The sequence below is a fragment of the Microbacterium laevaniformans genome, assembly GCF_016907555.1.
GTDB lineage: Bacteria > Actinomycetota > Actinomycetes > Actinomycetales > Microbacteriaceae > Microbacterium > Microbacterium laevaniformans.
In genome coordinates this window covers 2,407,346-2,427,574 of record NZ_JAFBCE010000001.1, presented here as the reverse complement: position 1 = coordinate 2,427,574, position 20,229 = coordinate 2,407,346, and the positions used below count along the sequence as shown (strand labels likewise).

22 protein-coding genes and 1 pseudogene are annotated in these 20,229 nt (G+C 70.8%); 10 read left to right on the top strand and 13 right to left on the bottom strand.

What is annotated here, in order from left to right; all coding sequences use genetic code 11:
* Complete coding sequence (locus JOE53_RS11655) at positions 1-1,614, bottom strand: carboxyl transferase domain-containing protein (RefSeq protein ID WP_204947810.1); 1,614 nt, start codon at positions 1,612-1,614, stop codon at positions 1-3.
* 73 nt (positions 1,615-1,687) lie between these two features.
* Between JOE53_RS11655 and JOE53_RS11650 the strand changes: the two genes are divergently transcribed.
* On the top strand, positions 1,688-2,179 hold the full coding sequence (locus JOE53_RS11650) for a MarR family winged helix-turn-helix transcriptional regulator (RefSeq protein ID WP_204947809.1): 492 nt from the start codon (positions 1,688-1,690) through the stop codon (positions 2,177-2,179).
* On the opposite strand, the gene JOE53_RS11645 is transcribed toward JOE53_RS11650, so the two are convergent.
* A complete protein-coding gene (locus tag JOE53_RS11645; RefSeq protein ID WP_036286981.1) occupies positions 2,164-2,652 on the bottom strand; it encodes a MarR family winged helix-turn-helix transcriptional regulator in 489 nt (162 codons plus the stop codon). The genes JOE53_RS11650 and JOE53_RS11645 overlap by 16 nt on opposite strands.
* 149 nt (positions 2,653-2,801) lie before the next feature.
* On the opposite strand from JOE53_RS11645, the gene JOE53_RS11640 reads away from it, so the two are divergent.
* On the top strand, positions 2,802-3,128 hold the full coding sequence (locus JOE53_RS11640) for a DUF7882 family protein (RefSeq protein ID WP_061683815.1): 327 nt from the start codon (positions 2,802-2,804) through the stop codon (positions 3,126-3,128).
* The gene (locus JOE53_RS11635) at positions 3,125-3,466 is read left to right on the top strand and encodes a hypothetical protein (RefSeq protein WP_061683814.1); all 342 of its coding nucleotides are present in this window, start codon (positions 3,125-3,127) and stop codon (positions 3,464-3,466) included. The genes JOE53_RS11640 and JOE53_RS11635 overlap by 4 nt, the downstream gene beginning before the upstream one ends.
* A 20-nt stretch (positions 3,467-3,486) precedes the next feature.
* Here JOE53_RS11635 and JOE53_RS11630 read toward each other — a convergent pair whose 3' ends face one another.
* Together JOE53_RS11630 and JOE53_RS11625 are read right to left on the bottom strand one after the other, a co-directional pair.
* Complete coding sequence (locus JOE53_RS11630; protein ID WP_204947808.1) at positions 3,487-3,843, bottom strand: protein-L-isoaspartate carboxylmethyltransferase; 357 nt, start codon at positions 3,841-3,843, stop codon at positions 3,487-3,489.
* Positions 3,844-3,888: 45 nt separating this feature from the next.
* On the bottom strand, positions 3,889-4,245 hold the full coding sequence (locus tag JOE53_RS11625) for a hypothetical protein (protein WP_233450161.1): 357 nt from the start codon (positions 4,243-4,245) through the stop codon (positions 3,889-3,891).
* 3 nt (positions 4,246-4,248) lie between these two features.
* Here JOE53_RS11625 and JOE53_RS11620 point away from each other — a divergent pair, with 3 nt between their 5' ends.
* On the top strand, positions 4,249-4,980 hold the full coding sequence (locus tag JOE53_RS11620) for a beta-galactosidase trimerization domain-containing protein (protein ID WP_271171018.1): 732 nt from the start codon (positions 4,249-4,251) through the stop codon (positions 4,978-4,980).
* Between the two features lie 109 nt (positions 4,981-5,089).
* Positions 5,090-5,230 (top strand): hypothetical protein, encoded by a 141-nt coding sequence (locus tag JOE53_RS11610; RefSeq protein ID WP_197017266.1) that lies wholly within the window; start codon positions 5,090-5,092, stop codon positions 5,228-5,230.
* 186 nt (positions 5,231-5,416) lie between these two features.
* Here JOE53_RS11610 and JOE53_RS11605 read toward each other — a convergent pair whose 3' ends face one another.
* The 4 genes from JOE53_RS11605 to JOE53_RS11590 all read right to left on the bottom strand — a co-directional run bounded on the left by JOE53_RS11605 (position 5,417) and on the right by JOE53_RS11590 (position 10,522).
* Entirely contained in the window at positions 5,417-6,853 is a 1,437-nt protein-coding gene (locus JOE53_RS11605; protein ID WP_233450054.1) for an HNH endonuclease signature motif containing protein, read from the bottom strand.
* A gap of 185 nt (positions 6,854-7,038) precedes the next feature.
* Positions 7,039-8,391 (bottom strand): MFS transporter, encoded by a 1,353-nt coding sequence (locus tag JOE53_RS11600; protein WP_204947806.1) that lies wholly within the window; start codon positions 8,389-8,391, stop codon positions 7,039-7,041.
* Positions 8,388-8,837 (bottom strand): MarR family winged helix-turn-helix transcriptional regulator, encoded by a 450-nt coding sequence (locus tag JOE53_RS11595; protein ID WP_204947805.1) that lies wholly within the window; start codon positions 8,835-8,837, stop codon positions 8,388-8,390. The genes JOE53_RS11600 and JOE53_RS11595 overlap by 4 nt, the downstream gene beginning before the upstream one ends.
* Positions 8,838-8,902: 65 nt before the next feature.
* Positions 8,903-10,522 (bottom strand): MFS transporter, encoded by a 1,620-nt coding sequence (locus JOE53_RS11590; RefSeq protein WP_204947804.1) that lies wholly within the window; start codon positions 10,520-10,522, stop codon positions 8,903-8,905.
* A 59-nt stretch (positions 10,523-10,581) separates the two neighbouring features.
* On the opposite strand from JOE53_RS11590, the gene JOE53_RS11585 reads away from it, so the two are divergent.
* Together JOE53_RS11585 and JOE53_RS11580 are read left to right on the top strand one after the other, a co-directional pair.
* Entirely contained in the window at positions 10,582-11,463 is an 882-nt protein-coding gene (locus JOE53_RS11585) for an alpha/beta fold hydrolase (protein WP_204947803.1), read from the top strand.
* A gap of 153 nt (positions 11,464-11,616) precedes the next feature.
* Positions 11,617-13,056 (top strand): helix-turn-helix domain-containing protein, encoded by a 1,440-nt coding sequence (locus tag JOE53_RS11580; protein ID WP_204947802.1) that lies wholly within the window; start codon positions 11,617-11,619, stop codon positions 13,054-13,056.
* Here JOE53_RS11580 and JOE53_RS11575 read toward each other — a convergent pair.
* Positions 12,968-13,603, bottom strand: coding sequence for a hypothetical protein (locus JOE53_RS11575; protein WP_204947801.1), 636 nt, complete (start codon positions 13,601-13,603; stop codon positions 12,968-12,970). The genes JOE53_RS11580 and JOE53_RS11575 overlap by 89 nt on opposite strands.
* Before the next feature lie 97 nt (positions 13,604-13,700).
* Between JOE53_RS11575 and JOE53_RS11570 the strand changes: the two genes are divergently transcribed.
* The 3 genes from JOE53_RS11570 (at position 13,701) to JOE53_RS11560 (ending at position 16,988) form a co-directional block, all read left to right on the top strand.
* On the top strand, positions 13,701-14,750 hold the full coding sequence (locus JOE53_RS11570; protein WP_204947800.1) for a lipoate--protein ligase family protein: 1,050 nt from the start codon (positions 13,701-13,703) through the stop codon (positions 14,748-14,750).
* Positions 14,747-15,640 (top strand): DNA-methyltransferase, encoded by an 894-nt coding sequence (locus tag JOE53_RS11565; RefSeq protein ID WP_204948231.1) that lies wholly within the window; start codon positions 14,747-14,749, stop codon positions 15,638-15,640. The genes JOE53_RS11570 and JOE53_RS11565 overlap by 4 nt, the downstream gene beginning before the upstream one ends.
* Positions 15,641-15,716: 76 nt before the next feature.
* A complete protein-coding gene (locus JOE53_RS11560; protein WP_271171017.1) occupies positions 15,717-16,988 on the top strand; it encodes a carboxylesterase family protein in 1,272 nt (423 codons plus the stop codon).
* Here the strand turns inward: JOE53_RS11560 and JOE53_RS11555 are convergent.
* The 4 genes and pseudogenes from JOE53_RS11555 to galT form a co-directional block, all read right to left on the bottom strand.
* A complete protein-coding gene (locus tag JOE53_RS11555) occupies positions 16,961-17,635 on the bottom strand; it encodes a YdcF family protein (protein WP_204947799.1) in 675 nt (224 codons plus the stop codon). The genes JOE53_RS11560 and JOE53_RS11555 overlap by 28 nt on opposite strands.
* Before the next feature lie 14 nt (positions 17,636-17,649).
* Positions 17,650-17,742: pseudogene (locus tag JOE53_RS11550) on the bottom strand (alpha/beta hydrolase); the annotation flags it as partial.
* Positions 17,743-17,800: 58 nt separating this feature from the next.
* Positions 17,801-19,000, bottom strand: a complete 1,200-nt coding sequence (gene galK / locus JOE53_RS11545) for a galactokinase (protein WP_204947798.1) — start codon at positions 18,998-19,000, stop codon at positions 17,801-17,803.
* On the bottom strand, positions 18,997-20,193 hold the full coding sequence (gene galT, locus JOE53_RS11540; protein ID WP_204948229.1) for a galactose-1-phosphate uridylyltransferase: 1,197 nt from the start codon (positions 20,191-20,193) through the stop codon (positions 18,997-18,999). The genes galK and galT overlap by 4 nt, the downstream gene beginning before the upstream one ends.
* Positions 20,194-20,229: the final 36 nt, after the last annotated feature.

Genomic DNA, 20,229 nt, shown 5'->3' with positions numbered 1-20,229 from the left:
TCACATCCGGAAGACGCCGTAGCCGGCATCGGTCATCGGGACACGGGAGACGACGTCGAGGGCGAGTCCGAGCACGTCGCGGGTCTGCGCGGGCTCGATCACGCCGTCGTCCCAGAGCCGCGCGGTGGAGTAGTAGGGGCTGCCCTGGCGTTCGTACTGGTCGCGGATGGGCGCTTCGAACGCCGCCTTCTCCTCCTCGGTCCAGGCGGTTCCGGCGGCGCTGAGCTGCTCGCCCCGCACGGTCGAGAGCACGGATGCCGCCTGTGCGCCGCCCATGACCGACACCCGTGCTCCCGGCCACAACCAGAGGAAGCGCGGGGAGTAGGCGCGACCGCACATGGAGTAGGTCCCGGCACCGAACGACCCGCCCACGACGACCGTGAGCTTGGGCACGCGGGTGCAGGCGACGGCGTTGACCATCTTCGCGCCGTGCTTGGCGATGCCGCCGTGCTCGTATTCGCGCCCCACCATGAAACCGGTGATGTTCTGGAGGAACAGCAGCGGGATGCCGCGTTGGTCGCACAGTTCGATGAAGTGCGCCCCCTTCATCGCCGACTCGGCGAACAGGACGCCGTTGTTGGCGACGATGCCGACGGGGTGGCCGTGGATGTGTGCGAAGCCGGTGACGAGGGTCTCGCCGTACTCCTGCTTGAACTCCGCGAACCGGCTGTCGTCGACGAGTCGTGTGATGATCTCGCGCGCGTTGTAGGGAGTGGTCAGCTCGACCGGGACGACGTCGTAGAGGGTGTCGGCGTCGTGCGCGGGCGGATCGGCCGGGCCGAGATCGTACGGCAGCGCGGCGCAGCGCGGCAAGGTGGCGACGATGTCGCGAACGATCTGAAGGGCGTGATGATCGTTCTCGGCGAGATGATCGGTGACGCCCGAGATGCGCGAGTGCGTCACCCCGCCCCCGAGTTCCTCCGCCGTGACGACCTCGCCGGTCGCGGCCTTGACCAGAGGCGGACCGCCGAGGAAGATCGTGCCCTGGTCGCGCACGATCACGGTCTCGTCGCTCATCGCCGGGACGTAGGCGCCGCCGGCGGTCGAGGAGCCCATCACCGCGGAGATCTGCGCGATGCCGTCGCGTGACATCCGCGCCTGGTTGTAGAAGATGCGACCGAAGTGCTCGCGATCGGGGAACACCTCGTCCTGGAGGGGCAGGAACGCGCCGCCGGAGTCGACGAGGTAGATGCACGGGAGGCGATTCTCGGCCGCGACCTCCTGTGCGCGCAGGTGCTTCTTCACCGTCATCGGATAGTACGTGCCGCCTTTGACGGTGGCGTCGTTGGCGGCGACCATCACGTGCCGCCCGTGGACGAGGCCGATGCCGGCGATGACGCCGGCGGCGGGAGCGTCGCCGCCGTAGAGACCGTGCGCGGCGAGGGGAGCGAGTTCGAGGAACGGGCTTCCGCGATCCAGCAGCAGGTCGATCCTGTCGCGAGCCAGGAGTTTGCCGCGGGAGGTGTGCCGCTGGCGCGCGCTGTCGGGGCCGCCCCGCGCGGCTCTCTCGCGCACGGCGCGCAGCGTCGCCACGAGCTCGCGGTACCCGTCCGTCGCCTTCGTCGACACGGCATCCTCATTTCGGTTATCAATCAGTAACCCGATCAGAAACATAGCGCCTGCGGCGGGGAATGTCCACCGTCGTCACTGATCTGGGGCCCCCGCGCTGGTGCGGCACAATGTTGCGATGAGCATGCCCGCCGAGCAGCCGCCGTCCTACTGGTACGTGGACGAAGATGCGCGCTCTACGTCGGTCATGGAAGCCATGCGCTCCTACCGGGCCGCCGAGGTGGCGATGCGGCGAAGGACCCAGCAGTCGATGGACATGGGAGAGAACGAGCTTCTCGTGCTCCGCTTCCTCGCGCGCGCACGCTTGCGCCACGAGGATGTGACGCCCGTCGCCCTGAGCCGCTATCTCGGGATCACTTCCGCGTCCACGACCGCACTGCTGGACCGGCTCGAGAAGTCGGGCCACATCACGCGGACCCCCAACCCCGGCGATCGCCGCAGCGTGCTCATCCGCTCCAGCGAGAAGTCCGATGACGAGGTGCGTCAGACGCTCTCAGCGATGCACGAGCGCATGATGGCGGTCGTTCGCGAAATGGATCAGGACCAGCGGGACACGGTCATCCGCTTCCTCGACGCGATGCGCGTCGCGGTCGATCACATCGACGCGTAGTCGCGAGCGATCGTGGGGTCGGCGATCTCGTCGGCGGCGTCGGTCGCGGCATCCAGGAAGGCGATCACGGCGGCTCGCCCCTCCTCGGACAGGTGGTCGATTGTTGTCGCCACGCGGTTCTCGAAAGCGTCGACCAGGGTTGCAACCTCGGCTGCCGCGCGCGCGGTCGGAGCGATGAGGATGCTGCGCCGATCGGTGGGATGGCTCACGCGCTGAACACTCCCGAGGCGCTCCAGTCGGTCGAGCAGGGCCGTCGTCGACGCGGAGCTGATGCCGAGGTGGCGCGAGATCTCGCTCGGCTTGACGTCGGTGCCCGCGCGATCGCAGGCCAGAACGTACTGAAGGATGCGCAGCTCGTTCTCGCCGAGGGCGGCATGGGTGCGCACGCGCTGATGCATCTGTGCGTCGGCCGCTCTGAAGCGTGCCAGAGCATCCAGGACGGGGGTTGCGTCGGGCGTGTGTGCGGTCGTCACCTCGCTCGCCTCCCAGAAGAAGTCATCACCGAAAAGCTACGGTGCCTCCAATATAGCTCATGAATTATCTCGTTTGACTAACTACTTATTAACAGAATAACCTTTCTCGTAACCGACCGGGCGCAACGCACCACACCGAGGGAGTCACGATGGGACGCATGTACTACGGCAACAGCTCCGACGCGATCGAGATCGACGACGTCGACCTCGCTCACCTTCGGATGGTCGCGATGACCAAGCTCCGCCGGTCGGAGGGCTTCAGCCTCACGTTCTCGTCGCCCGCCGTCGGTCGGACGGCCCTGTGGGTGCACAGCGCGATTCCGCTGCGCTTCGAGTTCGACGACGCGGAGCCCATCCGCCTCGACCCCGCGCGGGTGAACGAGATCGCCCAGGCGGCGGCTTCGGCGGCTGGAGTGGTGATGGAGCGTGCGCTGACCACCGCGCCGTCGCGCGCGGAGCTGGCGGCCGTCGCATGAGCATCATCGCTCCGGCGTCCGCGGGGCGCGTGACCTGGGCCCGTGTCAGTGAGGACTTCTTCGTCGCCTCACGCGCCGGTGACTACGTGGGCTGCGTGGAGGGCACGCCCGACGGACACTTCGTCGGCTTCGACTCGCGCTCGACCCCCGTCGGCCGTTACATGACCCTGGTCGACGCTCAGCGCGCGGTGTTCGGCGCTCATGCCGCGCGGCCCGAACCCGGTGTCGAGTCGCGGTCGACGCGCGCGCAAGCGCTGTGGCAGGCGGCGGCGACGGTGAGCGGAATCGTCGCGCTCGGCGCGCTGGCGACCGCCGTGTTCACGACGCCTCTGGTCTAGATCGCACCGCGCGGTGCGGCTCAGACTCCGGCGGCGGTTGCCTCGGCGATGGCCTGCTCGGTGCGTTCCTGCAGATAACCGCACAGGTCGGCGAGGGTGGAGAGATCGGCCGACAGGCGGGCCACGCCCGCGGCGTCGAGGTCGAAACCCTCGGTCCGGGGCTCGAACGTCACCATCCACCGCGGGTGGCCGTCGGCGATGACCGGCTGGATGTAGGTGACCGTGGACGCGTTGCTCAAGGCGACGACGACGAGGCCGGAGTCCGGTCCCGGGGTGAAGTCCTTCTCGAGAACCGACACGGAGGAAGCGTCCACGTTGCGGTCCTCGAGGTAATCGCGCACCCATGACGCGACCGTTTCCTGGTTGCGATAGGGCATGGGGCCTCGATTCTCGGCTTCGGCGTGCCGGAAGGCACAAACCCATTATGCCGCCCGTGGTCGCAGTGCACTCGACAGAAGCAGGGACATGGCCGCTACGGGGTCCGAATCATCGGCGAGCCAGCGGATCTGAACGCCCTCCCACCCCGTGATGACCAGGGCGGCCAGAGCGGTGTCGTCGCCGACGGGCGGGTTGATCCTTCCGGCGGCGCGATCGGCGGCGATCGCGCCGGCGTAGTCGGCGATGACGCGCGCGTACCGCTGGCGCAGCCAGTCGTGTGCCTCGTGTCCGGGGTAGGTGGCCTCCGCCGAGACGATGGAGAACATGCGCACCAACTCGCGACGGTCGAGATTGCGTTCGACGATGCCCGGCTGGAGGACGTCGTCCGCAGCGGTCGTCATCTCGTGACGACGTACTTCTCCGGCATCGTCGACGAGCACGACCGGGTGTGGCTCGGGGGCTACCCGGGTGCCCTTCGCGACGTCCTCGGCGTGACGGTGGAAGAGTTCGTGCCGCTTCTGCCCGAAGAATCGGCCCTGCTCGCCTCCGGCGCCCGCGCGGCACACTGGAGCGAGCGGATCGCCCGCGTCGGCGCCGACGTCGAGGTGCTGGACACCTACGCGGCGGGCGAGCTCGCGGGGATGCCGGCCGTCACCCACCGCCGCGTCGGCACCGGGTCGGCGACCTACGTGTCCGCCGACCTCGGTCGGGAGGGCACCCGGGCTCTGCTCGAGCGTCTCGCCGGTGAGATCGACGCGCTCGCAGCCGACCCGCTCGCGGCGGGAGGCCGGCTCGAGGTCATCGTCCGCGGGGACGAGGCGACCCGGCACGTGTTCCTCGTCAACCGCACCGACGAGGAGGTCGTCGTCGATGCCGGAGACGGTCTGCGCGTCGCCCCGCGCGGCGTGCCGGAGTGGGCCGGGCGGCCGTTGCGCGTGCGCGTGAGCCGTGGCGAGGATGCCCTCACGGTGCGCGCCGGCGTCGACGGCGAGCCGTTGCGTCTGGTGCGGGTCGCGCCGTTCCGCGGCGATCTCGACGCGCAGGCGGGACCGATGGTGTGTGCGCCGACGCGCGCCGGCCTCGAGGTCGTGTTCACCGAGTGGCTGCACACCGACGCCGACGCGTCGCTGCACTGATCACGCCCGCGGCTCGTACCGGCGCAGCTCCTGCGTGCGCGCGACGAGGTCTCGCCGCTGTTCGAGCTCTCCGTCGATCACGCCCGCCGCGCGTGCCTGGATCAGGACGTTGCCGGCCGACGCCCTGGCAGAGTTCTTCCGCGGCTACGTGCGGGGGTACGACCTCGACGCGCTCGAGCAGCTGCTCGACGCGCGCGCCGCCGAATCCCTCGCGAGCGGCGAGGGTTCCGGCCCGGCTGCCACGTCGTGAAGCGGGGTCCCTTCCGCGACGGCTGGACGTCGGCCCGAGCAGCGTGCACTCCGGGTGCACCCTGGGACGACGTCGTGTCGGAGTCGCTCGCGGGCCCGTCGCGTCTGACCCACGACGCGTGTGCGCTCGCCGTGGTGCGGGTCGTCGCAGGAGCGTCGACTGCTCGCTGACCTGTGCCCACCTCGCTCAGAACGGGGGCGGATCCTCGGTCGCGGGAACGAACCTCACCAGTGACGGTGGCCGGTCGGTGTAGCGGCGCCCCGTGGGGCCGGTCCACTCGAGTGTTCCGCCACCGAGATGGCGCACACGCCAGGCGGTGTGATGTTTCATCGTGTGGTGGCGTCGGCAGAGGTGCGCCAGGTTCTCGTGGGCGGTCGCGCCGCCGTCTGCCGCTGCGGTCGTATGGTCGCGGTCGCATCCGTGGGCCGGCCGGGTGCAACCGGGCGCGCGGCACCGTTCGTCGCGCGCGGCGAGGTAGCGGGAGAGTTCCGCGCTGGGGCGATAGCGGTCGACGGCGACCGGGATACCGGTGTGCGGATCGGTGAACACACGATCCCAGCCGGGCGCCAGTCCCGCGAGTCGGCGGGCGATCGCTGGGTCGATGGGGCCGTGACCTGCGAGCATGGCAGGTCCGCCCGCCGGGTCTCCGGCGAGGGTCAATGCGGGGACCGTCACGTGGATGCGGGCGCGGATGGCGTCCAGGCCCGCACCGGTGGCCGTCGTCGATGGTGCTGCGGTCAGCAGGAGGTCGCCGAAGACGTCGGCGCGGACCTGCGCGAGGGTGCGGCGCTCCGCGTCGGCGGATCGACTGGTGACGACGGTGTCGGCATCGTCGCCTCGGGCTCGCCGGGGCTCGCCGCACGCATCCTTGGAAGTGTCGGTGTCGGTGTCGGTGTCGGTGTCGGTGTCGGTGTCGGTCCGGTCGACGATCGTCCGAGCGCGTGTCGTGAGCGAGTCGTAGATCGCGTACGCGATCGGCGCGGGCAGATCGGCGATGAGTCTAGCCATGCCGTCGTCGAGGTCGAACAGGCGCACGGATCGCTCGTCCGTTGCCCGGTGCACGGCGTCGTCGAACGCCGCCGGGTCGATGGTCGCCGCGATGGCTTTCGCCGCCTGGGTCATTCGCGAGGGAGATTCCGTCCGTGCCGCCTCGAGCGCGAGGGTTTCGAAGCGGGCGCGATCCTCGCTCGTCCGCAGCACCGCGCCCGCTCGCGCGATGGCCCAGGCATGGCTTGCGTCGATCTCGCCGTCGGCCCATGACGCGTGGGTGCGAGGAAACAGCGTGGTCAGCAGATACGCCTCGGACATCCGTCGCTGCACGCCCCGGTCTGAGGCGCGCATCGCCATGCCCAACTCCAGCGCCACTTCCCGAAGCGGCAGGTCCGCGTCGCTCGACCGGAGGGGTGAGCTGCCCCGCTGCTGAGCTTCTTGCCGCAGCAACGCGGTCCGATCCGCGACCAGTCCGACCGCGTCGGCGAGAAGTCGAGCTTCCTCGGCCTGGACTTCGGCTATCCGCCGCCGCGCATCCACCACATCGGCGACCAGCCGGTCCAGCGCCGGCCACGGCGTATCGAGCATGCGGCCGATGTCGGCCACGTCTTCCCGCTGCGCGCTCACGTGCATCATCCCCTCGCTCCGGACAGGCCGGAGCGCAGAACCCGCATCAGGATCGGGGGGATACGCGGGGCTTCTCTCCTTCGATAATAGAACAAAGATTCGAATACTGCAATGGACATTTCGCACACGTCGTGATCCGCGACGGGGTGCGATGCATGATGGGTGGCGGCAGAGGCCGATTCGTGGTGGTGCTACCGCCGTGTCGGATCGGGCAGCGAGATCGGCGTCGTTCCCGCCACCTCGTCGCTGAACTCCTCCGGGGTCACGATCGACAGGGGCCGGGTCTCGTCCAGCGAGAGGGCGAAGCGGCGCGACTCGTGACGGTGCAGGCGCCCCGACCACAGCAGCCATCCGAAGCCGCCGGCGAAGGCGACGAATGCCGCCGCGGCCCCCAGCAGGATGGCGGCACGCGCCCCGTACTCCGCGGCCACCCAGCCCACGATGGGCGCGCCGATCGGCGTTCCGCCCATGAGGATCGCCATGTACAGGGCGAGCACGCGCCCGCGGAGCGCCGGATCGGTCGTCGTCTGCACGTAGCCGTTCGCCGTCGTGAGCGTCGTGACGACCGAGAACCCGGTGAACATCAGCGTGATGGCGTACAGCCAGTAGTCCGGCATGAACGCCGAGACCGTTCCCGCGACCGCGAACATGCCGGTGCCCACGATCACGAGACGCATCCGCGCACGATCCCGCCGGGCGGCCAACAGGGCCCCGGCGAGTGAGCCGATGGCCAGGATCGAGCTCAGCAGCCCGTAGCCGTCGGCATCCCGTCCGAACTCCAGGGCCATCGTCGAGGCGAAGATCGGGAAGTTCATGCCGAACGCGCCGAGCAGGAACACCATCACGAACGTCACCATGAGGTCGGGGCGGCTGCCGACGTAGCGGAAGCCGTCGGCCAGACGCGATGCCCCGGGCGCCGTGATGCGCGGCACGAGTTCCTCGGAGCGGATCAGCCGCAGAGCCACGATCATCGCGAGGAACGTCACCGCGTTGATCAGGAACACCCAGCCGGTGCCGACCGCGACGATCACGACGCCGGCGGCGGCGGGCCCGATCATCCGGGCGCCGTTGAAGGATGCCGCGTTCAGTGCCACCGCGTTCGAGGCGTTCTCGCGGTCGACGAGATCGGACACGAACGCCTGGCGCGTCGGGTTGTCGAACGCCGCCACGAGACCCAGCGCGAAGGCGAAGACGTACATGAGGGGAAGCGTCATGACGCCGCTGAGGATCAGGATGCCGATGGTCGCCCCGAGCACGAGAAGCGAGCTCTGCGTCACCATCAGCAGCCGTCGCCGTTCGAAGCGGTCGGCGACCCAGCCCGTCACGCTCACCAGCAGCAGGGGAGGCGCGAACTGCAACGCCATCGTCACGCCCATCGCCCCCGCGTCGTTGTGCGTGAGCTGCGTGAGCACGACCCAGCTGAGAGCCGTGGCCTGCATCCAGGCGCCGATGTTGGAGACCAGTGCGCCGATGAACCAGACGCGGTAGTTGAAGACCGAGAAAGAGCGGAACATCGCATTCGACGCGCGGGTGGGCGAACTCATCGGGCGGCCACCTCCCGCATCAGCTCGGCGGCGGAGCGCAGCAGCTCGCGCTGCGACGCCGTCAATGCGGCCAGGGCGTCTTCGAGCCACGAGTCGCGGCGCCGGACGGTCTCCTCCACGACCGCGCGACCCGCGTCGGTGAGCGCGATGTTGACCTTGCGGCGGTCGTCGGCGTCGGTCGTGCGCGTGAGGTAGCCCGATTCCTCCAGGCCGTTCACCGTGCGGTTCATCGACGGCGCCGACACGCGCTCCCGGTCGGCGAGTTCGCCGAGGGTGTGCTGCCCGTGCACCGACAGAGCGGCCAGCACGGCGAACTGCGCGTCGCTCATGGTGTCGACCGCCCGCTGGGAGCGAAGTCGTCGCGCCAGACGGAAGGTCGCCATGCGCAGTTCGGCGGCGGGTGTGGAGAGGTCGGGTGCGGCGGGGGCGGGCGTCTCGGGGCTCATGCTGATACTTAGCATAGCTCATTAGTCATGCTAAGTATCGGGGATGCGGCTGTCGCCGCCGATCCTCAGCTCTGCACGGACGGCTGCGCCGCGTCGGTCTCGTCGCGCCGCCGCTCGCGGCCCAGCGGAATCGTCGCGAGCAGTCCCACCACGAGGAAGCCTCCGGCGGTGAACGCCGACAGCCGTGTCGCGTCGGAGAACGCCGCCTTCGCGTCGGCGGCGATCGGCGCGGTCGCCGGGTTCGCAGCGAGGCCGGCGATGGCCCCGCCCGAGCTGTCGACCACCGCCGACACGATCTGATCGCGCTCCTGCGCCGGCAGTCCGCGATCGTCGAGGGATGACGACAGGATGCCGGCGGTGCCGGTGAACAGCACGGTTCCGAGGATCGCGATCCCCAGCGCAGATCCGACCTGACGGGCCGTCGACTGCGTCCCCGACCCCTGTCCTGACAGCTCGACCGGCACGTCCTGCAGGATGACCCCCGTCAGCTGCGCCGTCGCGAGGCCCACGCCGAAGCCGTAGAAGAACAGGGCGGGCAGCAGCCAGAGCCAGGCCGACTGCGTCCCGGCATCCCAGCCGACGACCAGGCCCGCTGCGACCACGCCCACGATCTCGGCGACGAGGCCGGCGCGGACGATGAGCGCGGCGCCGATCTTGCCGCTGGATGCGCCCGCGAACCCGCTGGCCACGAACGAGCCCGCGGCCAGCGCGATGAGGATGAGGCCGGTCTGCAGGGCGTCGAATCCGAGCGCGAACTGCAGCCAGAGCGGCAGGGACAGGATGATTCCGAATTCGCCGAGTGCGACGACGAGGGCGGCGATGTTGCCGCTGCGGAAGGTCGCGATGGAGAAGAGGCGGGGATCGAGCAGGGTCGGACGTCCTCGATGTGCCTGGTGCCGCGACCACGTCACGAAGCCCATGGCCGCGAGCAGCGCCATCGCGAAGGCCACCGGCACGGGCGAGACGGAGAACGGCCAGCTCCAGCCGCCGATGGTGAAGGGGTCGTTGAGCTCCCACCATCCGAGGGTGCGGCCTTCGATCAGGCCGAAGACGAGGGCGCCGAAGAGGATGACAGACAGGACGGCGCCGATCGCGTCGATCACGGGAGCGTTCTTGGCGCGCGACTCGCCCACCGCCCACAGCACTCCGATCGCGATGATGACACCGAGCGGGATGTTGATGCCGAAAGCCCAGCGCCACGAGAACGAGGTGGTCAGCCAGCCGCCGAGCAGGGGGCCGACGGCCGCCATGCCGCCGATCGTCGATCCCCAGACGGCGAAGGCGATGCCGCGCTCGCGACCCTGGAAGGTCGCGTTCAGCAGCGACAGCGTGCTCGGCAGCATCATGGCACCGCCCACGCCCTGGATGAGACGCGCGAGGATCAGCAGGTCGCCCGTCGGTGCGAACGAGGCCAGCACCGATGCGCCCGCGAACAGGGCGCCGCCGATCAGCAGCAGCCGTCGCCGTCCGATGCGGTCGGCCAACGACCCGAACAGCAGCAGCAGCGAGGCGAAGACGAGGGTGTATGCCTCCTGCACCCACTGCACCTGGGTGGAGGTGATGCCCAGGTCGTCCACGATCGCCGGAATCGCGACGTTGACGATGGTCGAGTCGACGATGATGAGCGCGACCGCGAGGCTGATGAAGACCAGACCGATCCAGCGGCGTGACCTGACTTCCTTCATGAATGGCTAGCTTATCTAGCAATATCCGGAATGCCAACCACCGGTCCTAGACTCGGGCCATGGCAGCAGCGCGGCGCGAGGAACGTTCCTTCATCGATCCTCACGGCATCCGCATCGTCTACGACCTCTACGAGCCCGACGGCGACGCCCCGCCCGTGCGCGGCGCCGTGCAGATCCTCCACGGCGTCGGGGAGCACGCCGGCCGCTACACGCACGTCGCCGAGGCCCTCACAGCCGCAGGATTCCTCGTCTACGCCGACGATCACCGCGGACACGGGCGCACCGGCCTGGAGCAGCACGGCGGTGATGCGAGCCGGCTCGGTCGACTCGGCCCCGGTGGGCTGAGGGCTGCCGTCGCGGCCTGCGCACAGCTGAGCGGCATCATCCGCGCCGACCACCCCGAGCTGCCCCTCATCCTCATCGGGCATTCGTGGGGCTCGTTCCTCGCGCAGATGCTGCTCGACCGGCATCCGCGGGACTACGACGCGCTCGTCCTCACCGGCTCGGCGCTGCGCTGGCCGGGATCCCTGAACTCGGGTGACCTCAACGCGCCGTGGGCGGGGTCCGAAGCGATGGGATCGGAGTGGCTGTCCTCCGACCTCTCGGTCGGCCGCGCATTCCTCGACGACCCGCTGACCACCTCGGAACCGCTGGCGAAGCTTTTCGGGCCGCTGGACACGCTGCGGCTGATCGGCAAGCCCGCGAAGAACCTTCCCCGCGACGTGCCGCTGTTGCTGATGATCGGGCGCGACGACACCGTCGGGGGCCCGCGCAGCATCCACCGTCTCGCCGCGGCGTACCGGCGGCGCTCCGGCCTCACCGACGTCACGACGCTCATCTACCCCGACATCCGGCACGAGGTGTTCAACGACGTGACACGCGACGAGGTGATCGCCGACCTGATCGCATGGATCGACCGGCACCTCCCGCCCTCGGGATAACGCCGCGCAGCGATCTTCGTGCGCGTCGACGCGTGGGGGAAACGGATGATTTCCGCGTCGCGTGGGGTCTCCCCGTTTCGCGGCGCGCGCTCCCGTGTCAAGATTCCGGCAGAATCCGGCGTGACCGCCGGTCAGTGCGGAGGAATGCGCGCGGTGGCGAGGAGCACGGACCGCGACCGTGAGCAGGCTCGGGTCGCTCTGGATGCGACGCTCGTGAGCGTCTTCTCCGGCGACGCTGCGGATCATCTGTCCCGCCTGCAGGGCATGCTCGACACCGTGGGCGCCGACCCCGATGCGGCCGAGTCGCGAACCCGGCTCGCCGTCGCTGCCGCGATGGCCGCGGTCATCGCCTGTCGGTTCGACGTCGCCGCGGACTATGCCGCGTGCGCGACCGATGCGGCCGTCGGCCTGTCGGCGGAGCTGACGCGCATGGTGGGCGCCCTCGTGCTGATGACCGACGCGATGGCGGGGACGGCGAATGCGTCTCGACGGGGGATCACGCTGCCCGCGCTCCTGCCCGGCGACTCCGGTCCGCGCCGCACGAGCGTGCGTGCCCGCCGCGATGACCTGCTGACGCGGTATCTCCTCGCCGAAGCCGCGCTCAGCGTCGCCGAATTCGACGTCGCCGAGCAGCTGATCGAGGGTGCCGGGCTCGCGCCGGGGCAGGTGAGCGCCCCTACAGGCGACGGCGAACCCGATGCGACGGGCGCGCCGCCGGCGCGCATCGACGGCGCCGCGCTGACCCTCCAGCTTCTGCGAGCGCGGCTCAGCGCATTCCGGGGGCGCGCCGCCCAGGCTCGGGTCATCGGCGAGGGTTTCGCCGCGGCGGGCGTCGCCGTACCGGAGCGCGCCTTCCTGGTGATCGACGCGATCGCCGCGTACGGTCACGCCCAGGCCGGTGATCGGCGCGCTTTCGAGCGCGCCGCCGCGGAGGTGCTCGCCCGTGCGCGCGACGACGCGAACTATCTGAGCGTCGGCTCCTGCCTCTACGTCGGTTGGGGCATGCGCACGCTCGGCCAGCTCCAGGCCTCCGCCGCGCTGCTCACCGCGATCGGCGGTCCCGGCCTCGCGCGCTGCAAGCTGTGGGATCGTGCCTTCGCGTCCGAGATCATCATCACCGCCGCTGCTCAGCGCGGTGATCTCTTGCGCGCAGAGGAGTTGCTCGCCGAGGCGACAGCCCTCAGTTCGCACCTCGTCGCAGCCTCCGCGGTCACCCGCGCGCGCGGAGCGATCGCGGCGATGCGCGGACGGCTCGAGGAGGCGAGAGCCCACGCCGTCGCGTCGGTCCATCTCGACGAAGCGGTGGGTTCCGACATCGAGGCTCTGCGCGGGCGGCACCTGCACGCGAGTCTCGATCCCGACACCCGCCGCGCTGCCGCAGCCTTGCGCCGCATCGCGTCCGAGGCCGATCGGTTGGGGATCGAGTCGGTGAGGGCGCTCGCGGCCCGCGGCTGGCGGCGCTTGTCGGCGAACGATCCCTCGATCGTCGGGGACATCAGCGTTCTCAGCTCACGGGAGCGCGAGATCGCGGCGCTGATGGCGGAAGGACACAGCAACCCCGCGATCGCGAGGTTGCGAGGGGGATCGGGCTGATGGTGCCCGCCCCGACGTTGACGCGGTAGATCGCGCTCGGGCTCACCGCGCTCGGCACGACCACGATGCTCGGCCCGTTCGCAACCGCCGCCAGCGCCCCGAAACCGGTGCCGGGAAGCGCGCTGACCGCGTCGACGCTGCCGTCGCCGTGAACGAGCGAAACCCAACCGTCGTCGGTGACCACGTAGGCGCCGGTGTCGTCGGGAGCGGTGGCGAGATCCGTCGGCACGCCGAGCCAGGCCGGCGGCGACGAGGTCGCTCCCGTCATCGCGTTGGTCGCGGTGTCGATCAGGCCGACGGCATCCGACCCGTCGACGACGAACGCCACGCCGCCCGATGTCGACAGCGTCATCGCCGTCACCCCTCCCGCGGCGCCGCTCACGGACGCGACCACGTGCACCGCAGACGAGCTCGCCGCCGCCGGGGCCTCGCCGAGGGTCACGGCCACCCCCACCGAGAACAGGGCGGCGGTCACGGCGGCGAGCGGTGCGACGGCGCGCCGGGCCGGGCGGGGCGAGAGGGCGGGGCGGACCGAGAGAGGGGGCACCCCGTCATCATCGGGTGGAGCGTGCGGCGCGTATATGGGTGGACGGAGTGATTCCGGCGTGCGCCGGAGGGCTGTCCCGACCTCGTACGCTGGAGTCATGCACGGGGAATACAAGGTTCCGGGCGGCAAGCTCGTGGTGGTCGACCTCGAGGTCGAGAACGGGCGCATCGCCGACTTCCACCTCGCGGGCGACTTCTTCCTCGAGCCCGACGACGCCCTCGCCGACATCGACGCGGCCGTGACCGGGCTGCCGGTGGAGACGGATGCCTCAGGCATCGCCGCGGCCGTCCGCGGGGCCCTGCCCGAGGGTGCGCAGCTGCTCGGATTCACGCCGGAGTCGGTCGGTACGGCCGTGCGCCGGGCGCTCGTGACCGCTCCCGGTTGGCGCGACTTCGAGTGGGAGGTCGTGCACGAGAAGGCGGTCTCGCCCGCCATGAACCTCGCCCTCGACGAGGTGCTCACGACGCGCGTGGGCGATGGCCGACGCAAGCCGACCCTGCGTATCTGGGAGTGGAACGAGTCGGCCGTCGTGATCGGCTCGTTCCAGTCGTACCGCAACGAGGTCGACCCCGACGGCGCGGCACGGCACGGATTCGACGTCGTGCGGCGCATCTCCGGCGGTGGCGCCATGCTGATGGCGGCGGGCTCGATCGTCACCTACTCGCTCTATGTGCCCGCCGCGCTCGTCGCCGGCCTCACCTTCGCGGACTCCTACGCGTTCCTCGACGACTGGGCCCTGCAGGCGCTGCGCTCGCTCGGCGTGGATGCCGTGTACCAGCCGCTCAACGACATCGCCTCCCCGGCCGGAAAGATCGGCGGCGCCGCGCAGAAGCGGCTCGCGAACGGCGGCGTGCTGCATCACGCGACGCTGTCCTACGACATGGACGGTCAGGTGATGACCGAGGTTCTGCGCATCGGCCGCGAGAAGCTCAGCGACAAGGGCACCGTCTCTGCGGCCAAACGCGTCGACCCGCTGCGGAGCCAGACGGGACTGCCGCGCGAGGCGATCATCGAGCGGTTCATGCAGACGTTCTCCACGCTCTACGGCGCCGAGCCCGGTCATATCACCGAAGAGGAATACGCCGAGGCCGAGGCCCTCGTCGAGGAGAAGTTCTCCACCGACGCGTGGCTGCACCGCGTTCCGTGACCGACGCACCGGCATCCGGCGCCGTCGATCCTTCCGGCGCCGTCGAGATCCACCACGGCGACAACCTCGCGGTCGCGCATGCTCTGCCGGATGCCGCGTTCACCCTGATCTATCTCGACCCACCGTTCAACACGGGGCGTCTGCAAGGCAAGGCGATCGAGTCCGCGGACCGCAGCGGCGTGCGCGGCGAGGTCAAGACCGGCTTCCGGGGCACGAGCTACGCGCGCCTGCGCGGCGATCTGCGCCGCTACGACGACCGTTTCGACGACTACTGGGAGTTCCTGGAGCCGCGCCTGCGCGAGGCGTGGCGACTGCTCGCCGACGACGGCACGCTCTACGTGCATCTCGACTATCGCGAAGCCCATTATGCGAAGGTGCTGCTGGACGCGCTCTTCGGGCGGGAGTGCTTCCTCAACGAGCTGATCTGGGCCTACGACTACGGCGCCAAGAGCCGCCGCCGGTGGCCCACGAAGCACGACACGATACTGGTCTACGTGAAGGATCCACGCGGGTACTGGTTCGACTCGGATGCCGTCGACCGAGAGCCCTACATGGCCCCCGGGCTCGTCACGGCCGAGAAGGCGGCCCGGGGCAAACTCCCGACCGACGTGTGGTGGCACACGATCGTGCCGACCAGCGGCCGCGAGAAGACGGGCTACCCCACGCAGAAGCCCGAAGGCATCCTTCGTCGGATCGTCCAGGCGTCCAGCCGACCCGGGGACCGCGTGCTGGATCTGTTCGCCGGCAGCGGCACCACGGGGGCGGTGTGCAGCGCACTGGGGCGAGACGCCGTGCTCGTCGACGACAACCCCGAGGCCATCGCGGTGATGCGCCGCCGCATGCCGCATGCGCGCATCGTGACGGCCGAGCCGCGACCGCCCGTGCCGTGATCGACTCCGGCCCCGATCGGGCCGTGCCATGATCCGATCGTGCAGAGCGATCCCGAGATCCTGATCACCGCCGGACGTGTGCGCGTTCGGCGCCACGGGGCAACGCGGTGACCCCGGGATCACCCTCATCCCCGAGCCCAGCATTCCCGGGGACGGCACGCTCAACGTCAATGTCTTCACCCCCTTCCCGGGAGCCGCCGGGCTTCCGGTGCTCGTGTGGATCCACGGCGGAGGCTTCTTCTCCGGCTCGCCCGCCAGCCCCTGGTACGACGGACGTGCTTTCGCGCGCGACGGCGCCGTGGTGACCATCTCGTACCGGCTCGGCGTGGACGGCTTCGGCCACATCGACGGTGCGCCGTCCAACCGTGGCGTGCGCGACTGGCTCGCGGCGTTGGAGTGGGTGCAGGAGAACATCGCGGCCTTCGGCGGCGATCCCGCGCGCGTGACGATCGCCGGCCAGTCGGCCGGCGGCGGTGCCGTGCTGACCCTCCTCGGGATGCCGTCGGCACAGCACCTGTTCCACCGGGTGTGGTCGCTGTCTGCCGCTCTCGGCGATGTGGAGCCCGAGCGCGCTCGGGCGCTCACCGCCGCGATCGCCGCCGCAGCCGGGGTCTCCGCCGACCGCGACGGGCTCGCGTCGATCCCCGAGGAACGCCTGCTCGCGCTGCAGAAGCAGGCGACCGCGATCGATCCGAAGGCGGCGGCGCAGATGCTCGCTGCCGGGCTCGCCCTCGGTCCCGAGATCGACGGCGAGCTGCTGCCGCGCGCGACCGGCGCGTCGTTCGCGGCCGGCGTGGGAGCGGACAAGCCGCTCGTGCTGGGCACGACCGACGACGAGTTCACGATGATCTTCGCGCGCGCGGCCCGGGCGATGCGCTGGGTGCCCCGGAGCATCGTCCTCGGTCGTCTCGGGCTGGAACGACGACGGCGCCGCGCCTACCTCGCGGCCAACCGCGACGTCGCCGCGCACGGGACGGCGCGCGTCGCCGGTCGCTATCTCACCGACCGCATGTTCCGAGAGAAGAACGTGCAGCTCGCGGATGCGCGCGGTGCGGCGCCCAGCTGGATGTACCGATTCTCGTGGCCGTCGGGGCGCTTCGGATTCGCGGAGCACTGCCTCGACGTGCCCTTCTTCTTCGACTGTCTGGATGCCGAGGGCATCGCCCCGCTGGCGGGCGATGCGCCGCCCCCGCAGCTCGCCGACGCGGTGCACGCCGACGCGGTCGCGTTCGTCGCCGGCGGCGATCCCGGATGGACCCGGTGGAGTGCGGCGCAGGCGGCGCGGATCTACGACGTACCGGTCTCGGAGCGGGTCGGCGCCTACGCCTCGGTGGCGCCGCTGCGCTGAGCACCCGAGACGGCGTCCTCGCCGGCGCGCACGCCGATGACCGCTCGGTTCGCGGCGGCCATGGCGGCGGCGCGGCCGGCCGAGCGCGCCGCGACGAAATCGTAGAAGGTGAGCGCGAGTCGCAGGGGGCCGAGCTCGAGCGGGCGGAAGTCGCGGGTGCGGCGAAGACGCGCCCACAGGTGCGGATCGAGCTCGCGCAGGTAGCCGCGGGCGCGGTGGGCGTGCGCCGTGTTCGAGGCGATGCGGATGGTGCGGGCCTCCCGCAGCCACGGCAGGCTGAACGACAGGTTCTCCCGTGTGCTCTCGGCCGCCGACTCGATGGCGACGGCATCCGGCGGCACGCCCAGACGAACAGTCGCGTGACGCGCCATCACCACCGCCTCCGGTTCGGTTCCGCGTACGGTGCCGCCGGAGAAGACGAAGAGTGCGTCGGGCGGTGCCGAGCGCACCGCGATGCGCGTCCGCCATGCCTGCAGGGCGTTCAGTCGACCGTCCGCCCGCGAGCGGAAGCCGAGCACGAGCACGACGTCGCGCCCGCTGGCGGGGCCGGCGGTGGGGGCCGCGGGGTAGTCCGCGCGCGAGGTACGCCAGGCCTGCACCTCACCGAACGCGATGATCGCCCCACCCGCCGCGGCGATCCACGGCATCCACCCGAGGAGCCTCACACGCGGAGGAAGGCGAGCAGCGCCTCGTTCACCTCGGCGCCGTGGGTGCGCAACAGCCCGTGCGGGGCGCCGTCGATCTCGACGTAGGTGAGCGAGGCCACGACTGCTCCTTCCGGGATGCCGCGGATCGACCTCCCGCCCTCGACGCTACCCGTCCCGGCGCGCGCCGTCCGAGGGATGCACGGTGAACACGTGCGCAGCGCCGAAGCCCGCGGCGGCGAACGCCGCGGCGACACCGGCGGTCGCCTCCTCGACCAGTTCGCGGTCGATGAGCGCGATCGCGGCGCCGCCGAAGCCGCCGCCGGTCATGCGGGCGCCGACGGCCCCTGCTGCGCGCGCAGTCGCCACGGCCAGGTCGAGCTCGGGCGTGGAGATCTCGAAGTCGTCGCGCATCGACGCGTGCGACGCGTCAAGAAGCGCGCCGATCGCCCGCGGTCCCTCCGCGCGCAGCAGGCGCACGGCGTCGAGCACACGCTGGTCCTCCGTGACGACGTGGCGGACGCGCCGAAAGGTCACGTCGTCCATCAGCGCACGGGCGCGGTCCAGGTCGGCCGGCACGAGGTCGCGCAGGGCCGCGACGCCCATGATCTGCGCGCCGCGTTCACAGGCTTCGCGCCGCTCGCCGTAGCCACCGGTGGAGTGCGCGTGGCTCACGCGGGTGTCGATGACGAGCACCTCCAGCCCTGCGTCGGCGAATCCGAGCGGCACGACATCGACCTCCAGCGAGCGACAGTCGAGGAAGATGCCGGCATCGGCGCGTCCGAGCATCGAGGCCATCTGGTCCATGATCCCGGTGGGCGCGCCCACGGCCAGGTTCTCGGCGCGGCGACCGGCCTGAGCGAGATCCACAGGCGAGAGGGAGAGCTGCCACACGTCGTTGAGGGCCGATGCCGTGGCACCTTCGATCGCCGCCGACGACGACAGCCCCGCGCCGACGGGCACGTCGGAGGCCAGAGCGATGTCGACGCCCGTCAGCGCGTCGGCGTCGCGGCCGGCGGCGCGTGCGGCATCCCGCAGCGCCCATGCCACCCCGAGCGGGTAGCGCGCCCACTCGACGATCTCGTCGCGATGGTGGGGGAAGAGGGCGTCGAGGTCGGCCAGCGCGACCTCGACCGGCACCGGATCGAAGGTCGACACGACGCGGATGCGGCCGTCGTCGCGCGTACCCAGCGCCGCGATCGTGCGGCCGTCGATCGCGAAGGGGAAGACGAAGCCGTCGTTGTAATCGGTGTGCTCCCCGATGAGATTCACCCGTCCCGGAGCCGACCAGTAGCCCACGGGCGCTGCGCCGGTGAGCTCGCCGAACAGGTCGTGCGCATCGGTGCGCGGTGTGGCCGCGGTCGTCACAGCTGGACTCCTTCGATGGCAGATCGCAGCCGGTCGGCCGCGGTCTCGGGGAGGACGTCGCCGATCCAGGCGCCCATGGCCGCTTCGGATCCGGCGAGGAACTTGAGCTTGTCGGCCGCGCGGCGCGGGCTCGTGATCTGCAGGTTCAGGCGCACCGTGTCGCGGCCCACGTGCACCGGGGCCTGATGCCACGCGGCGATGTAGGGCGTGGGGTCGCCGTAGAGGGCATCGATGCCGCGCAGCAGCCGCAGATAGATCGGTGCGAGTTCGTCGCGCTCGACGTCGTCGAGGGCGGCGAAGTCCGGCACGTGACGGTGGGGGAGCAGGTGCACCTCGATCGGCCAGCGCGCGGCGAACGGCACGAAGGCGGTCCAGTGCTCTCCCCGCAGCAGCACGCGCGGGCCTTCCTGCTCGAACGCGAGGATACGAGCGAAGAGGTCCGGTGCCGTCCGGTCGATCGCGTCGAGGAGTCGGGTCGTGCGCGGGGTGATGTACGGATACGAGTAGATCTGGCCGTGGGGGTGCTGCAGCGTGACACCGATCGCCTCGCCGCGGTTCTCGAACGGGAACACCTGCTGCACGCCGGGCAGCGCCGACAGGGCCGCCGTGCGGTCGGCCCACGCCTCGATCACCGTGCGTGCGCGTGTCGGCGTCTGCGTGCCGAACGAGCCGCTGCGCTCCGGTGAGAAGCACACGACCTCGCAGCGGCCGACGCTGGTGCGGGTGCGACCGAGGCCCAGGTGCGCGAGGTCGTCGAGCCCGCGCGGGGGATCGGATGCCGCGGGGGCGTCTCCGGTCGCCTCGGACAGTGCCGGGCCGAAGGAGGGCGAGCGGTTCTCGAAGACGGCGACGTCGTAGTGCGAGGGGATCTCGGACGGGGTGGTCGGGGTCTGCGGGGCGAGCGGATCGAGTTCGGCGGGCGGCAGGAAGGCGCGGTTCTGCCGGGCGGCGGCGACGGAGATCCAGTCTCCCGTGAGGATGTCCTGGCGCATGGTCGCCGTCGCCGGGCGGGGGTCGAGGCTGCGCGTGTCGAGGGCGCGATCGGGGCCGAGGGTCGTGTCGGGGTCGTCGAAGTAGATGAGGTCGCGCCCGTCGGCGAGGCGGGTGAGGCGCTTGACGACGCCCGCGCCGAGCGGCGTCGCGGGGGCCGTCGGCGGTGTCGCGGGGGCGAGGTGAGGAGGCGGCTCCGGCATGTTCACGATAACACGATACGGCTATGTGCGTGCTAT

Bases quoted from the DNA above. Each gene is read 5' to 3' on its own strand.
- JOE53_RS11655 (WP_204947810.1), bottom strand. From the start codon at position 1,614: ATGTTTCTGATCGGGTTACTGATTGATAACCGAAATGAGGATGCCGTG.
- JOE53_RS11650 (WP_204947809.1), top strand. From the start codon at position 1,688: ATGAGCATGCCCGCCGAGCAGCCGCCGTCCTACTGGTACGTGGACGAA.
- JOE53_RS11640 (WP_061683815.1), top strand. From the start codon at position 2,802: ATGGGACGCATGTACTACGGCAACAGCTCCGACGCGATCGAGATCGAC.
- JOE53_RS11635 (WP_061683814.1), top strand. From the start codon at position 3,125: ATGAGCATCATCGCTCCGGCGTCCGCGGGGCGCGTGACCTGGGCCCGT.
- JOE53_RS11630 (WP_204947808.1), bottom strand. From the start codon at position 3,843: ATGCCCTATCGCAACCAGGAAACGGTCGCGTCATGGGTGCGCGATTAC.
- JOE53_RS11625 (WP_233450161.1), bottom strand. From the start codon at position 4,245: ATGACGACCGCTGCGGACGACGTCCTCCAGCCGGGCATCGTCGAACGC.
- JOE53_RS11605 (WP_233450054.1), bottom strand. From the start codon at position 6,853: ATGCACGTGAGCGCGCAGCGGGAAGACGTGGCCGACATCGGCCGCATG.
- JOE53_RS11600 (WP_204947806.1), bottom strand. From the start codon at position 8,391: ATGAGTTCGCCCACCCGCGCGTCGAATGCGATGTTCCGCTCTTTCTCG.
- JOE53_RS11595 (WP_204947805.1), bottom strand. From the start codon at position 8,837: ATGAGCCCCGAGACGCCCGCCCCCGCCGCACCCGACCTCTCCACACCC.
- JOE53_RS11590 (WP_204947804.1), bottom strand. From the start codon at position 10,522: ATGAAGGAAGTCAGGTCACGCCGCTGGATCGGTCTGGTCTTCATCAGC.
- JOE53_RS11585 (WP_204947803.1), top strand. From the start codon at position 10,582: ATGGCAGCAGCGCGGCGCGAGGAACGTTCCTTCATCGATCCTCACGGC.
- JOE53_RS11570 (WP_204947800.1), top strand. From the start codon at position 13,701: ATGCACGGGGAATACAAGGTTCCGGGCGGCAAGCTCGTGGTGGTCGAC.
- JOE53_RS11555 (WP_204947799.1), bottom strand. From the start codon at position 17,635: ATGCCGTGGATCGCCGCGGCGGGTGGGGCGATCATCGCGTTCGGTGAG.
- galT (WP_204948229.1), bottom strand. From the start codon at position 20,193: ATGCCGGAGCCGCCTCCTCACCTCGCCCCCGCGACACCGCCGACGGCC.